General features: G+C 40.3%; 15 protein-coding genes and 2 pseudogenes. All 17 read right to left on the reverse strand.

What is annotated here, in order from left to right:
- Positions 1-54: 54 nt before the first annotated feature.
- Positions 55-328 (reverse strand): annotated as a pseudogene (locus MKX80_RS13720) (IS3 family transposase); the annotation flags it as partial.
- 44 nt (positions 329-372) lie between these two features.
- Positions 373-576 carry an SLC13 family permease gene (locus MKX80_RS13725; protein WP_234113240.1) on the reverse strand — a complete coding sequence of 68 codons (204 nt, stop codon included), beginning with the start codon at positions 574-576 and terminating at the stop codon, positions 373-375.
- A gap of 45 nt (positions 577-621) precedes the next feature.
- A complete protein-coding gene (locus MKX80_RS13730) occupies positions 622-756 on the reverse strand; it encodes a hypothetical protein (RefSeq protein ID WP_268343316.1) in 135 nt (44 codons plus the stop codon).
- Between the two features lie 170 nt (positions 757-926).
- Complete coding sequence (locus MKX80_RS13735; RefSeq protein WP_154997113.1) at positions 927-1,223, reverse strand: methyltransferase; 297 nt, start codon at positions 1,221-1,223, stop codon at positions 927-929.
- Positions 1,213-1,767: a stage II sporulation protein M gene (locus MKX80_RS13740; RefSeq protein WP_182070373.1), complete on the reverse strand. Its 555-nt coding sequence runs from the start codon at positions 1,765-1,767 to the stop codon at positions 1,213-1,215. Before MKX80_RS13740 ends, MKX80_RS13735 begins: the two co-directional genes overlap by 11 nt.
- Positions 1,764-2,471, reverse strand: a complete 708-nt coding sequence (locus MKX80_RS13745; RefSeq protein ID WP_182070372.1) for an ABC transporter ATP-binding protein — start codon at positions 2,469-2,471, stop codon at positions 1,764-1,766. The genes MKX80_RS13740 and MKX80_RS13745 overlap by 4 nt, the downstream gene beginning before the upstream one ends.
- Positions 2,468-4,162, reverse strand: coding sequence for a hypothetical protein (locus MKX80_RS13750; protein WP_182070371.1), 1,695 nt, complete (start codon positions 4,160-4,162; stop codon positions 2,468-2,470). The genes MKX80_RS13745 and MKX80_RS13750 overlap by 4 nt, the downstream gene beginning before the upstream one ends.
- Before the next feature lie 72 nt (positions 4,163-4,234).
- Positions 4,235-4,579, reverse strand: coding sequence for an uberolysin/carnocyclin family circular bacteriocin (locus tag MKX80_RS13755; protein WP_020452200.1), 345 nt, complete (start codon positions 4,577-4,579; stop codon positions 4,235-4,237).
- Between the two features lie 24 nt (positions 4,580-4,603).
- Positions 4,604-5,257: a YIP1 family protein gene (locus MKX80_RS13760; RefSeq protein WP_154997106.1), complete on the reverse strand. Its 654-nt coding sequence runs from the start codon at positions 5,255-5,257 to the stop codon at positions 4,604-4,606.
- A 191-nt stretch (positions 5,258-5,448) separates the two neighbouring features.
- Positions 5,449-5,695: pseudogene (locus tag MKX80_RS13765) on the reverse strand (helix-turn-helix domain-containing protein); the annotation flags it as partial.
- A 172-nt stretch (positions 5,696-5,867) separates the two neighbouring features.
- On the reverse strand, positions 5,868-6,647 hold the full coding sequence (pstB, locus tag MKX80_RS13770; RefSeq protein ID WP_023855209.1) for a phosphate ABC transporter ATP-binding protein PstB: 780 nt from the start codon (positions 6,645-6,647) through the stop codon (positions 5,868-5,870).
- A 12-nt stretch (positions 6,648-6,659) separates the two neighbouring features.
- Positions 6,660-7,487, reverse strand: coding sequence for a phosphate ABC transporter ATP-binding protein PstB (pstB, locus tag MKX80_RS13775; protein WP_280527944.1), 828 nt, complete (start codon positions 7,485-7,487; stop codon positions 6,660-6,662).
- A 19-nt stretch (positions 7,488-7,506) separates the two neighbouring features.
- On the reverse strand, positions 7,507-8,394 hold the full coding sequence (gene pstA, locus MKX80_RS13780; protein ID WP_154997104.1) for a phosphate ABC transporter permease PstA: 888 nt from the start codon (positions 8,392-8,394) through the stop codon (positions 7,507-7,509).
- On the reverse strand, positions 8,394-9,323 hold the full coding sequence (gene pstC, locus MKX80_RS13785) for a phosphate ABC transporter permease subunit PstC (RefSeq protein WP_003183532.1): 930 nt from the start codon (positions 9,321-9,323) through the stop codon (positions 8,394-8,396). The genes pstA and pstC overlap by 1 nt, the downstream gene beginning before the upstream one ends.
- 73 nt (positions 9,324-9,396) lie before the next feature.
- Complete coding sequence (locus MKX80_RS13790) at positions 9,397-10,314, reverse strand: phosphate ABC transporter substrate-binding protein (protein ID WP_082247362.1); 918 nt, start codon at positions 10,312-10,314, stop codon at positions 9,397-9,399.
- Positions 10,315-10,506: 192 nt separating this feature from the next.
- Positions 10,507-12,630, reverse strand: a complete 2,124-nt coding sequence (locus MKX80_RS13795) for a penicillin-binding protein 2 (protein ID WP_154997100.1) — start codon at positions 12,628-12,630, stop codon at positions 10,507-10,509.
- Between the two features lie 101 nt (positions 12,631-12,731).
- Positions 12,732-14,018 (reverse strand): MFS transporter, encoded by a 1,287-nt coding sequence (locus MKX80_RS13800; RefSeq protein WP_154997099.1) that lies wholly within the window; start codon positions 14,016-14,018, stop codon positions 12,732-12,734.
- Positions 14,019-14,043: the final 25 nt, after the last annotated feature.

The following is a 14,043-nucleotide window of genomic DNA, read 5'->3' on the forward strand; positions in this document are numbered from 1 at the left end:
AGGCTGCTTCGTACGGGACTGCCCCCTGTTTTTGAGACAGGGATAAAAACACCTTTATACAGCCAATTGCCGATAGTTTACCGGTGATTGGTTGTTTAATTTTGTTTGAATACGAATATTGTTATAATAATCAATGTATTCTTTGACAGTGCGTTCTACGATGGCAGTCGTAGTTCGATCAATGCTGTTAAGATAGAACGTTTCAGACTTTAGCGAGGAATGAAACGTTCCGATAAGAGGCATTATCAGCGGGCGTCCCTTTGCCGGACATGCTCATGGTAATGCCTTTTATATTAATAGCTTTCTGATAATCGTAAGTTGTATACACTAAAACCTTGGTCGTACAGTAAGTAAGGACTCATATGTAATTTTTTAAAGCGGAAGCAGTGCGGGTACAGTTAATAAAATGGTTGTAGCTCCTGCACCGTCTAAGTGTGAGATCATCCCAATTGCAGCTGTACCCATGGTAACGGTGGCAACATTCCCCTTTGTCAGCTTGTTTAATGCTTTGATTAGAGGTTCGAAGAATCCTGTGTCTTGTAAAATGCCAAAAAATAAAATGGCGAAGATAAACATGGTCGCCACTGGCAGTACTTTGATAATCCCTTCTTCAAAAAAGGTTTAAATATCATTGATGCCAAATCCAGCAATGAGCGCCCCTATCAAAGGCACCATGGCAACAATCGGACTTGCTTTTCTCAAAATCAGCAATACGACAATCGTTAAAATAATCAGCAAACCAATAAGCGTTAACATAAGCCCTCCCCCTACAATAAACCGTTTACATACCTATACAATGATAAAAAAGGATGGAGAACCCATTCGTAGTGCGGGGTGGAACATGTCAAAAAATAATTCGAATTATTAATTTAAACGATATAAAAAAAACATCCATTAAGGACGTTTTTTGATTGAGAATTAAGCACTTAATTTAACCAAAAGAAAGTAACTGTAATTAAAAGCATTAAATATATGGCCGAAAAAATTCTATAAATACCTTTTTTGGTTTGGAAAGGTGGGGATATAAAAGTTACTAAAATGGTCGGGCCAAACAAAGCAATCAAAAAGTACCTATAATCAAAAAAGAAAGTACAGATTGATAGTAGTATTGAAAAATAAAATACTATTATAAATGAAGTATTAACTTTACTTTTCGTTTCTTTTTGTTCTTCTTCTGTATGATCATCCAGTAATTTATCTATCTGCTTTTTATTAAAGAACATAAGAGCCTCCTAATGTTAATTTGTTAAGTAAATAAGGCGTTATTAATGCTTCTGTAACAGCAGCAAGTAATGTCAATAAAAATAGTATAATAACAAAGTACAAAAAATCTAGTAAAAACTGTTTTTTTGAAAAATTAATACCCCTTATCTTCATATATACGTAATCTAACAATTTGAAACCAAGTGCTCCCGACAAAATCATTGCGGGAATCTCAAAAATACCGTGAGGAATCAAAGCAGTTAATATAAATAAGACATCGTTTCCATGGTCGGTGATACTATGTAAAGAAGATAGACCGACTAAGAAGCCATTCAATATTAATAAGATAGATGTCAAAATTCCAAATGTAAACATTGAAAAAATGAGAAATAAATTTGCTGCAAAATTATGTGTAAAATAACCCAATACTGTGATATTTTGAACATTATCTTGACTAAGACTAGGTAGAATATTGTTAAAAATCACACCAAGAACTAAACCCACTACGTAAAAGGAGCTTGCTATATAGAGTATACGCTTATTTCTTTTTAATAATTCCTTCATTTTAGTATCGTATCCATATCCCTTATAATCAAATCTTCAAAATCCTTTATGTCTGTAAGGTGATTATATTCTTTAACTAAAGTACCATTAATCAGTATTCCAACCTTATCACATAGTTGTTGTGCTATGTTTACAAGGTGTGTAGACATGATGACAGTGTTTCCCTGTTCAGCATAACGTTTGAGAAAACTTTTCATCATCTTTGTAGTTGGAGGATCAAATGCACCTAATGGTTCATCTAATATTAATATTTCTGGTTCATGAAGTATGGCTCCTGCAACAGATAACTTATGTTTCATACCAAAAGAAAATGTAGATATCATGTCATTTTCATTATCTTTTAAGTTAAATTGACTTAACAAAAGATCTATTCTATCATTTTTAATCTCATAAGGGACATCTTGTAAATCAGCAACAAACTCAAGGTACTCTCTAGGTGTTAAATAATGATAGATAAAAGGTGCGTCTGGAACGTATCCTATATATTTAAGGTAAGAGGATCTTTCAGATTCCAAGGTTTCTCCTTTGATAGTGATTTTACCTTCATAAGGTTTCACTATACCAAGGATACATTTTAAAAGAGTTGATTTACCAGCTCCATTTGGTCCAAGCAAGCCGTACACTTGGCCTTTCTCTATCTTTAAATTAATAGATTTAAGGATCAGTTTATCTTTATATTTGAAAGACACATTTTCAATGTTCATGTTTTCATCTCCCAATTTTTCGTTCCTATTCGTTTAATCCAAAAATAATAAAAGAATCCAATACCTATAACAAATAAAATGGTACCTGTCACAATGATTAAAAAGAATATTCCCCTATTTATAATATCAAATGTAACGAGAACGCCTGTGATACCATACAACTGAAGGTAAAATGCCAGTAACACTCCAAGAATAGTATGTTCAAAAAACGATGCTTTAACAGATGAACCAATGTCTTCAAAGTTCTCCCAATCCAAACGAGGATAGAGAAATGTTCCAATAATTTGCCCAGCACCTATGATAAGACTGATGGAGTTAATCATGATGAACAATATAAATTGCGTCATAAAATCTAAGTTAAATAACAATAAGATAAATAGATATAACGTATTCATTAAAATAAGAATCACAGATAAGTGCAATAAAGATTTTCCTGCGATCAATTTAAAAATAGAAGCACCCGAACTCTTATAAACATAAAGGTTCTCACGCTCTGCATCTGCTGAAGTTACGCCAAGCAATCCCTCTCCTAATAAAGATGTGTTATAAGTCACAGCAAATAAAATTGGGTAGATAACAAAGATATCTGAGAAATCAAACCACATTTGATTTAAACTAAGACCTACCAATACACCTAGTTCTATTGCAATCATATTAATGGAAAGTACCAGTCGCTTTTTTATTGTAAAATTAGCTCTTAATAATGCAGTAAGGTCTTTCTTTAGAATAGCAATATTTTGCCGTGGTAAAGCCTTTTGTAAGAAACTTAAAAAAGGCAATTTGATTGGTTTTAATTTTGGCAAAAGATTATTAGGTACTGCTTCTTTTATAATCAATACTTTCAAAATTAAATGAAAGGTAATAAAGACGAAAAGGCAACCTAAAGCAATATAACCTATAGAACATATAAAAAATAAATGTATATCACTTGTTGAAAGTAAAAACCAATTTGTAGGTAGCCAATTGGTGGTTAATATCGTATCTAATTTGAATAGATATATGAAATTCCCAATAGCTTCAAGGAGATCATTTTGATAAAAATAATTAAGTCCAATCCAACCAAGAAAAGTAGTTGAAATGGCAGATAAACAGGCAATTCCTATAAGGGATAACAAGCTTTTTAATCGTGAATTTAAAATGTTATGTAGAAATTTAGAATAAACGATGTATGAAAGCGATGAATAAAGACTTGTCAGTCCAACAATAAACATTAGCAATGTTGGAAATGATAACAAAAGATATATACGGTTATGTGTAGAAAAATTTATAAAAAAGAGTATAGGGAATAACACTACTGTTAATTTAAACAGGATGTTTAGAAAAATTGTTGTGAAGAACCTTGATAATAAAATTTTTTTGGGATCCGTTTTTAAAGTATGGAGAAGAAGAAAATCTTCAGGATATACATATCGATGTATGATATCAGTCGATGATTTTAATATATTCAAAACAAAAAAGAGAATGATAAAGTTTGTACCTAGAGTTAGAATATGCTCTGGAACTCCAGTTAAAAGAATCTGTGAGGCTTTATATAGAATAAATAAATACACCAAGAAAAAGGGCGCAAAGACAAATAGAATTTTATTTGATTTAAGTAAATTTTCGCTTGATGGAAAAAAATAAATCAAGCGATTTAAAGTTCGTCTATAGGTTAGTTTAAAGTTTGCAATGAGAACCCTTTTGTTGAGCATGTGTATATTCCTCCTAGAACGAAAATAAGGAGGAGTATAATTATACTCCTCAACCTCTTCCATTTGATCATTTTACCATTCAGCAGCATATTTTTTGCCGTATTTTTTAGCTAGCTTTTTCGCTGTAGCTACCATTGCAGCTGTAATTAGACCCGTTCCGCCCAAAACAACAGCCAATAGGCTGAGAATCGTTAATACATCGCCTGTTGTCATAATAACACCGATTGCTACATAGGCTGTTTTTTTACTAATTCCTAGGTTTGTTGCAAGGTCTAAAGCAAACTGATGACCTGAACTAAAGTCAATAGAAGCTAAACCTGCAATACCTTCTGAAGAGCCCATAAGGAAAGTAGCAATGGCAAAGAGAGAAACTACACCTGTAATACTTGCAATTTTAAAAAGATTGCTATTTTTCATCTTGAAATTTCACCTCCTTTCAGTTTATAAAAATAAACTGGTTGAAAAAAGAGAAATAATACCTAAAGACATTGTAATGCTAATGATTATGATTGTTTTTTTATAAGAAATTTGATGTATTACTTTTAAGGCAATACACCCTAGAATGGTAGACCACCAAAAGAAAGGATCGATAATAATATTCAAGATAATATCTAGCGGCTGTTGAGAATTTGGGTAAATAACTGAAAAGGCGAAATCACTACCTAAAAAGAAAGAAAAAATAATGAGTATTGTAAATTTGATGCCTATGGGTATGATTGAATAAATAAAACTAGGGAAAAATTCTTTGGCTGTAGCGGTCCCGCCAATTAATATCCCAATAATATGTATAATAAAAAAGCTTACAAGAACCATCGAGGTAAATTGAATAATACCTAATACTAATGTAATAATCATAATGAGTGTATTCATATCAGTTGTATAATCAATTCCATTGTCTTGAAATGAATGATTAATCAAGGTAGAGAGTGTTGGGAAGATAGCTAAATAAAAGCCTAAGAACAGAAACAATACAGCTAGGAAGACAAACCAAGAATGACGATAATTCTTATCGCTAGAATACTTGATTGAAAGAAAGTCCTTAGGAGAAAATATGAAATGATGTATGAGAGTAATAAAGTTGTGTTTGTTATCCATAAATGCTCCTTATATAAACAAAAGTATTTTTTGTTAATTCTATTAAATAATGTATCACCTTTTACAATGTTTGGTCAATATGGAATTTTATTTATAAGGTAAATTTAAGGTTAAATTGTTTCGTAAAAATCGAAAAGAATGCCTCTGGGACTAACCCCCTTTTTTAAAACTTCATTTTGTTGTTTCAGCTAACGACTTTCTGCCTGCAGTCTCTCTAATTCAGAGGAATACTCGGAATCCTTTCCATAAGTATATTGTTTTCCAACAGGCTGTTCGAATCGGTGTTTATCCGCAGCCTTATATCACCTGACCCATGTCTGAACCCGCTCCTTATTCTTGATATTCAATTTCTGCATGATCTCTTTCATAGGAACGCCTGCCAATCTCATTTCTACAGCCTTTCGTTTGACTTCAACCGGAACTCACTCTTGTCCCCATAGAAAAAACACCTCCATGTCTTATTTCGGATAACAACTATCCGTTCAAACTTGAAGGTGTTTTTTATTTGTCTCATCTTATGGGGTCAGTCCCCTTCGTACCGGCCTGCTTTTTTTATTGCCTTGCCGCCGGTGCAAAAGAAGGCTGCCGCTTTAAAACGGCAGCCTCTTGCTCATCCGAACCGGCCTGTAATATAATCTTTTGTCCGATAATCGTCAGGACTTGAAAACATTTTGACCGTATCATTGCACTCAATAAGCTCGCCCATGAGGAAAAATGCCGTTTGATCGGAAATTCTCGATGCCTGCTGCATATTGTGCGTGACGATTGCAATCGTATATTTCTCTTTCAGCTTGAGCATCAGCTCTTCGATTTTCAAAGTTGAAACGGGATCAAGAGCGGATGTCGGTTCATCCATCAAGAGAACGTCCGGATTGGTGGCCAGCGCCCTTGCGATGCAGAGGCGCTGCTGCTGCCCCCCGGAAAGTCCGAGCGCCTGGGAATGAAGGCGGTCTTTCACTTCATCCCACAGCGCCACATCCACAAGCGCTTTTTCCACTCTCTCATTCAGTTCTTTTTTGTTTTTCAATCCATGGATCCTTGGTCCGTATGCGACATTATCAAAAATCGACTGGGGAAACGGATTTCCTTTTTGAAACACCATGCCGACTTTTTTCCGCAACTCAACAAGGTCGACTTTGCTGTTGAGTACGTTCGTTCCGTTGTAGCTGATCTCTCCGGTCATTTTGACATTCGGAACCATATTGATCATGAGATTCAGCGTTTTAATGAAGGTCGACTTTCCGCAGCCTGACGGACCGATGATGGCGGTAATTTCGTACTCGGGTATTGTTAAGTTAATGTTCTTTAATGCGTGATGTTCGCCGTACCATAAATTCAAGTCGTTGATCTGGTATACATCTTTTGGCTTTACAGCTGTTACAGCGCTCATACCGGCCCCTCCTTATCCAAACCTGCCGTTGATATAATCCTCTGTCTTTTTTTCTGAAGGATTCATAAAAATCTTTTCCGTACGATCGTATTCGACTAAATCTCCGTTAAGGAAAAATGCCGTTTGATCGGAAATTCTTGAAGCTTGCTGCATGTTATGCGTGACAATGATGATCGAGTATTCCTCTTTTAAACCGACGATTAATTCCTCTATTTTCGCGTTTGAAATCGGGTCGAGCGCTGACGCAGGCTCATCCAAGAGCAGGACTTCAGGCTTCATCGCGAGCGTCCGGGCGATGCAGAGACGCTGCTGCTGCCCGCCTGACAGCGAAAGAGCCGACTCATGCAGCCTGTCTTTCACTTCATCCCACAGCGCGGCTTTTGTCAAGCTTTCTTCCACGATCTCATCAAGCACGGATTTCCGCCGTTCGCCCGCATACTTTAACGCGTGGGTAATGTTGCTGTAAATCGATTTTGGAAAGGGATTCGGCTTCTGAAATACCATTCCGATTTCCCTTCTCAGATTAACGACATTGATATTGGAATCAAGGATATTAAGCCCTTCATATCGTATTTCACCGGATGTTCTGGCTGATGGAATCAGATCGTTCATCCGGTTGATGCTTCTTAAAAAAGTCGATTTTCCGCAGCCTGACGGACCGATCAAAGCCGTAACGGCATGTTTGTCAACATGCATGGAAATGTCGTTGACGGCCCGCTTTTCTCCATAGTAAATATTTAAATTTTTCACTTCTAAAATATGTTCTTTCGCTTCAGGGAGCGGAGCGATTCCGATATTGTCGCGCACGGTTTCCAAAACCGGCATCTGGACCTGAGCCATATGATTTCATCCTTCCTTCTTATTTGTTTGCCGTTAACTTTTTATGAATAAAAGAGCCGAGCCATCGGGCTGCCAAATTAAAGATCAAGACGGACAGAACGAGAACGGCGGATGCGCCGTTTGCGATTGCTTCAGCATCGGGGATGATCCCCTGCGTGTTTACATTCCAAATATGAACGGCCAGCGTTTCAGCCGGTCTGAAAATATTGAGCGGCGATGTTTCAGAAAACGGATTCCAATCGGCAAAATTCAGTCTCGGCGTGGTTAGTCCGGCTGTAAACAGCAAAGCGGCAGCTTCGCCAAATACACGGCCCGACGCAAGAATCGCGCCTGTGATGATGGACGGGACCGCACCAGGGATCAATACCGTTTTAATCGTATGCCATTTGGACACGCCTAAAGCAAGGGAAGCTTCTTTTTGCTCCTTAGGTACGGAGCGGATCGCATCCTCTGTCACCCTAACCATGACGGGAAGGTTGAAAATCGTCAAAGCAAGCGCTCCGCCGATAATGCTGTACCCCCATCCGGTCAGATTAACAAACATCAACATGCCGAACATCCCCATGACGATCGAAGGAAGGGATGACAAAACTTCAATACAGACACGGATAAAATCGGTCAATTTGTTGGCGGGCGCATATTCTGCCATATAAATTCCCCCGCCGACTCCAAGGGGAACCGTGATCAGCATTGTCAGCACGAGAATATAAAACGAGTTGAACAGCTGATCGCGAATTCCGCCGCCGCTTGAAAGCGCACTGGAACGCGAAGTTAAAAAGCTGAGGCTGATATGTGAAACACCATTGATGATGATATAAGCGAACAAACCGACAAGAATAGCGGTGATTACCGCGGCAATCAATCCAAAAACACCGGTTGCTAAACGATCTGTGACTTTGCTGTTCATTACAGTTTCCTCCTGGATGACAGATAGCGGATGAGCAGGATGAACAAGAACGACATGATCAGAAGGACAAGCCCCATTGACCAAAGCGTATTGTTTTCCACGCTCCCGTATGTTGTATGACCCATGTTTAACGTAATGATCGTTGTCAATGTGCCTGCAGGGTCTAAAAGGCTCTCAAACAGATTTCGGGAATTTCCGATGACCATCTGCACGGCCAGCGCTTCGCCGAACGCCCTCGCCATTCCTAAGACGACGGCTGTCAGAAGCGAAGGCAGCGCTGCCGGTATCAGCACTTTGCGGATCGTCTGCCAGCGGGTTGCGCCTAATGCGTATGATCCTTCGCGCAGATTTTTCGGCAGCGACATGAGCGCATCCGTTGAAATAGAAGTGACCGTCGGCAAAATCATGACAGCCAGGACGATCGTTCCCGCCAGAAGGCTGTGACCCGACCCGCTTGACTTAAACTGTGAAATGAACGGCACTAACACTGTAAGGCCTATGAATCCATAAACGACGGAAGGAATGCCAACAAGCAATTCGACAACCGGCTGCAGTACTTTTCTACCCCATGATGGTGCGATTTCCGTCATGAAAATCGCACCTCCTATTCCAAGCGGTGCAGCAATCAAAGATGCAAGAAGGGTCACTGCAAAAGATCCGAGTATAAACGGAAGGGCTCCGTATTCAGGGTTTTCGTTCGTTGGATTCCAATCTAGACTGGTTAAGAACTCAATTGGACTTACACCATTGGCCAGAAAAGATTGCAACCCCTTATTTCCGAGAAAAATTGTGATTGAAATCGCCGCCGCCATCATGATAAACGCGCACGACGCAACCAAAATCCTCCCGCGGATTTCATCCATTTTGCGATTATGCTTGGAGCTGATCAGCCGCTCTTTCGCGGACAGTTTCTCTATTTTTTGAACCATTTTTTACACTCCTATAAGAACAAGTCATAAGAGGGAAAGTGTCAGGAGCACACTTTCCCGCCTTCTATTGTCATTATTTATCAGTTTGCTTTCCATCCGCGTCGCGTTTTACTTCCATGTCTGTTACCGGAATGTAGCCCTGCTCCGTCACGATGGATTTTTGAATATCATCGCTCATCAAATAGTCGAGGAATTCTTTCGCCAAGCCTTCAGGTTCGCCTTTCGTATAAGAATGCTGGTAAGCCCAAATTGGGAATTTGCCTTTTTGTACATTTTCGGCTGTCGGCTTCACACCGTCGATTGAAAGCGGAGTGACAGTGTCATCCTTGATATACGAAAACGCAAGATATCCGATTGCTCCAGGCGTTTCAGCGATTAACTTTTTCACGGTGTTTGAAGAATCTTCCGTGATTCCTTCAGCTGGAGTTTCTCCGTCAAGTGCATATTTGACAAAAGTCGCGCGGGTTCCTGAAGAATCAGGACGGTTGACAAGGGTGATCTTTTGATCTTTCCCGCCTAGTTCCTTCCAGTTTTTGATTTTGCCTGTGAATACCTTTTTGAGATCCTCTAACGAAATGTCATCGATGCCTACTTCAGGGTTGATGGCAGCTGCCATTCCGACAACCGCAACTTGATGATCGGTAAGTTCTTTGGCAGGAATGCCTTCTTTTTCTTCGGCAAAGACATCGGAGTTTCCGATTTGGACTGTGCCTTCAGACACTTGGGAAAGGCCTGTACCAGAACCTCCAGCCTGAACTTGAATATCGGCATCAGGATTTTCATCCATGAATTTTTCAGCCGCTGCTAAGACAAGAGGCTGCATCGCCGAAGAACCCGAAATCGTCAAAGAACCTGAAGCCTTATTCTCTGTTTTATCGCTTTGTTTGCCTTCGTCTGCATTGTTGTTTGTACTGCTGCTTCCGCAAGCTGCTGCGAAGACAACTAAAACGGACATGATGAACATCAGTGTGATTTTTTTAAATGGTTTCACTTCTTAATCCTCCCGCGTAAATGTGTAATTTGTCCTACGGGTATAGCGTAACTTTTCAGTATTAATCTTGTTTAAATGAATTATTAAGGTTTTGTAAAATAAGCTTGAACTTTGTATAGATTGCGCACGAAAGGAACGGGCGCACAAAAAAACACCTGCATGGTTCAATGCAGGTGTTTTAATGAAAAAGTCCTATTCTGTAGCTTCTTTTTCGATTTTGTCTTTATTTTTTTCGGCAGTATTTTCTTTCGATTGTTTTGATTTCAGTTCAAAATACTTATCAAGCACTTTTCGGCCGATTTCGTTTGTCATCGAATATCTCTGACCATAGTTATTATAAACCCAAGGAACGACGACGGAAATTGCGACTTCCGGATTATCGTAAGGTGCGTACGCAACAAGCGTTGTATTGTATGTCGATGTTCCCGTTTTCGATTTGTCCGGTCCGTCATAGAAAGACTGGGCCGTTCCTGTTTTTCCGGCTGGTTTATATGAAGCAGAAGCAAATTGCCCCGCTGCCGTACCTTTTGTCATTACGCGTCTGAATCCATTTTGGACTTCTTTAATATATTGATCGCTCATGTCTAATTTGTTCAATACTTCAGGCTGTACGGACTGTGTAACGGCCCCGATTCCTTTTTTCGAATCAGGCTCCCTGATCTCTTTCACGAGCTGCGGCTTCATGCGGTACCCGCCATTGGCAATCGTTGACACGTACTGAGCCAGCTGCAGCGGTGTGTATGTGTCATACTGTCCGATGGAAAAGTCAAGCAAGAAACCAGGCAGTCTTTGAGATCCTTTGTAGCCTGAAGCTTCATTTGGCAGATCGATTCCGGTTTTGACGCCGAGGCCGAACTGACTGAAATAATACCTGAATGTGTCAAATGCTTTTGTTTGAAGGTTGAGAGGCTGATGCGCCTTATACTGGCCTTTACCAAGGGCGATCGCCGTTTTAAACATGAACACGTTTGAAGATTGTTCAAGCGCTCCCTGGATACCCAGTGTTCCCAAGCCTAATCTCCATGACTTTTTCGCATTCGGCGAGTCACCGATCCAAAGCGGTTCATCACGAAAAGTCGTATTTAAATTAATGGCTCCTGTCTGCAGACCTGTTAAAACAGTGGCCCCTTTGACAGCCGAGCCCATCGCATAAGAAGACGTCATCGCGCCGAGCGCATAGTCGTCAACCTTTAATTTGCCGCTTTCGTTTTTAAGCTGCTTGCCGGCAATCGATAACACTTCCCCGTTTCGCGGATCCATCATGACGACGAATGCGCGGTCGAGAAGCGGAGCGCTATGCTGGGCTTTGGCAGACTTCAGTTCATCCTCGATAATTTTTTCAATCTCTTTTTGCATATCAACATCGATCGTCAAGACTAAATCTTTTCCGCTTTTCCCCTCGGAAATGACTTCCTTATCGACGATATCCCCTGATTTGTTGGTAATATTTTTTACTTTCTCTTTCTGTCCCTGAAGCACATTTTCATATTCGGCTTCGAGGTAGCTTTTTCCGACCCGGTCATTCCGGTTGTAGCCGAGCGACAAATAATGATCAAGCAGACTTTTCGGAAGCCCTTCATTTGAATCGGATATGCTGCCGATCATCGTTCTGAGCAGACCGTTATAAGGATAATCCCGCTTCCAATCTGACGTCACGTCGACTCCCGGGAGCTCGTCCAGGTGTTCGCTGACAACCGCCATTTCTTTTGCCGTTACGTCTTTGTTTTTAATATACTGCGGAGACAGCGCGTATCCTGAATCCATCTGGCGCTTGATTGCCAAGACTTTCAAATCTTGATCTGTCAATTCATTCAGTTTATCTTCCGTGATCCTGTCAAGCTGCAGCTGGTATAAATCGTCTTCTTTCAGCTTGCCGTCCTTTACTTTTTTCCGGTCCTGATCGGTGATGAGCTTCTCAGCTTTTTTCGGCCGCGTTAAAATCCAGTAGTCCTTTTTATCGCGCTCCGTTATTTTATCTGTATCAATTTTGATCATTTCTGCAAGTTTTTTTGCTATTTTGAGCCTGTCTTCCTGAGAGGTCGATGATGTCCTTGTGTATGTAATGGCATTCATCGGTTTATTTTTCACGATCGTATTCAAGTTCCGGTCATATATTTTCCCCCGCGGAACGCTTGTCGAGACATCGACTTCTTCCTGCTTCTGCACTTCGTTCGTATAGTCTTCGCCAAAGACGATCTGCACCATACCGAGGCGCACGACGACGATGGTGAAAATAATAAAAGCGAGAAGGAACAATATGTTCAATCTGATGGGGAGCGATTTGCGTTTTTCAGTTTTCATTTTTTTGTTCATCATTAACATCACCTTTTTGAAATAAAGAAAAGACACCTTATGAAAAGGTGCCAAATATATTGTAAAGTTTTTTTCGGCATTTTTCTACTATTTTCCCTTGGGGCTTACCTTTTTCCTTCTAAATAATTGGGTTCAGCTGTTTGTTTATGCGCATCTTTTCCGACCGTTTCGCGGGCGGGCTCTGTCAGACGGATATCTTTAACGAAATAGTAAATCAGCGTATGGCCTGCCCCCAGCAAAACGAGGGAAACCGGAATGCCCAAGTCTTCCTTCAGCAGCGACACGAGCAGTAAAAAAACCAAAATCGAGACAATCCGTCCGATGTTTAAAAAAACTTCTCTAACGACGATGTATTCGATCCGCGCTTTCCTGGCATACCTTGCTTTCCCGATCACGTCATATGTGAGCGATGAATACGGTACGAGCAAAATCGGATAGCCGATCGCAATCGCAACAGCATACAGCAGCAGCGTCACGTACGTCATATGAAACAAAATCAGAAAGAGAGCGCCGAACAGGACGAGACCGCCCAATAAAATCGCTTTTTTGCGCGCTCCTTTTTTAATAAGCCGCGTTGCGAAATAGTATGCAAAAAAAGAAACAGCTGAATTAATCAAGCCGAACTTCCCCAATGCCAACTCGCTCTTTGTCGTGATAAAGACAAAGACATTGATTAAAAAAACGAAAATCCCTTCTCTCAGCCCCTGAAAAAAATGAGCATTTGTAATGCTGCGCCAATTCGGGTCTGAATTTCGTTCCGCCCAGATTTTTTTCAAAATGTAGCGGCCGCGCGATTCACGCCTCTTTAAAAAAAAGCTCGTGATGACAGCCACTGAAAATAAAGCCAAGGACAGGCTGAAAATCACCGTGTACCCCGTGTTGTCAGCAAGCCTTGAAATGACATAGCCGGCGACAATCGGACCGATCATTCCCGCGCCGGAATTTAAAATGCCGAGGAACCCGTTAAAAAAATCTCTCGTGTCCGGCTCAGTGATTTCAAATGTCAGGACATTAAACGCAAGCCAATAAAATCCGTAGCCAATTCCGAGCACACTGCCGAGCAGCACCAGCCGTGATCCTGCATTCTCCCCCGCCAGCAGCACAGTTAAATAAAATACAGCTAAAAACGAAACACCAAACCTGAGGATAAACACCCTGTCGATTTTTTTGGCAAGGCGGCCGGCAAACATAAAGATGATAGGCTGCATCACGACGATCGACAAATTGTAAATGGCCAAATCAACAAACTGTCCGGACTGCTTCCACAGATATACATTCACAAACGTATTGGAAAGGGCAATGCTAAGAGAATAAAGGCCGCCGACTGCAAGCAGCAGCAGGAGGTCCCTGTTTACTTCAACATCGCCTATTATGTTTTTGATTCTGCTCATAACTGACTCCCCTTTACTGATCACC

Origin of the sequence: Bacillus sp. FSL K6-0972 (assembly GCF_037976035.1) — a bacterium.
Taxonomy (GTDB): domain Bacteria; phylum Bacillota; class Bacilli; order Bacillales; family Bacillaceae; genus Bacillus; species Bacillus haynesii.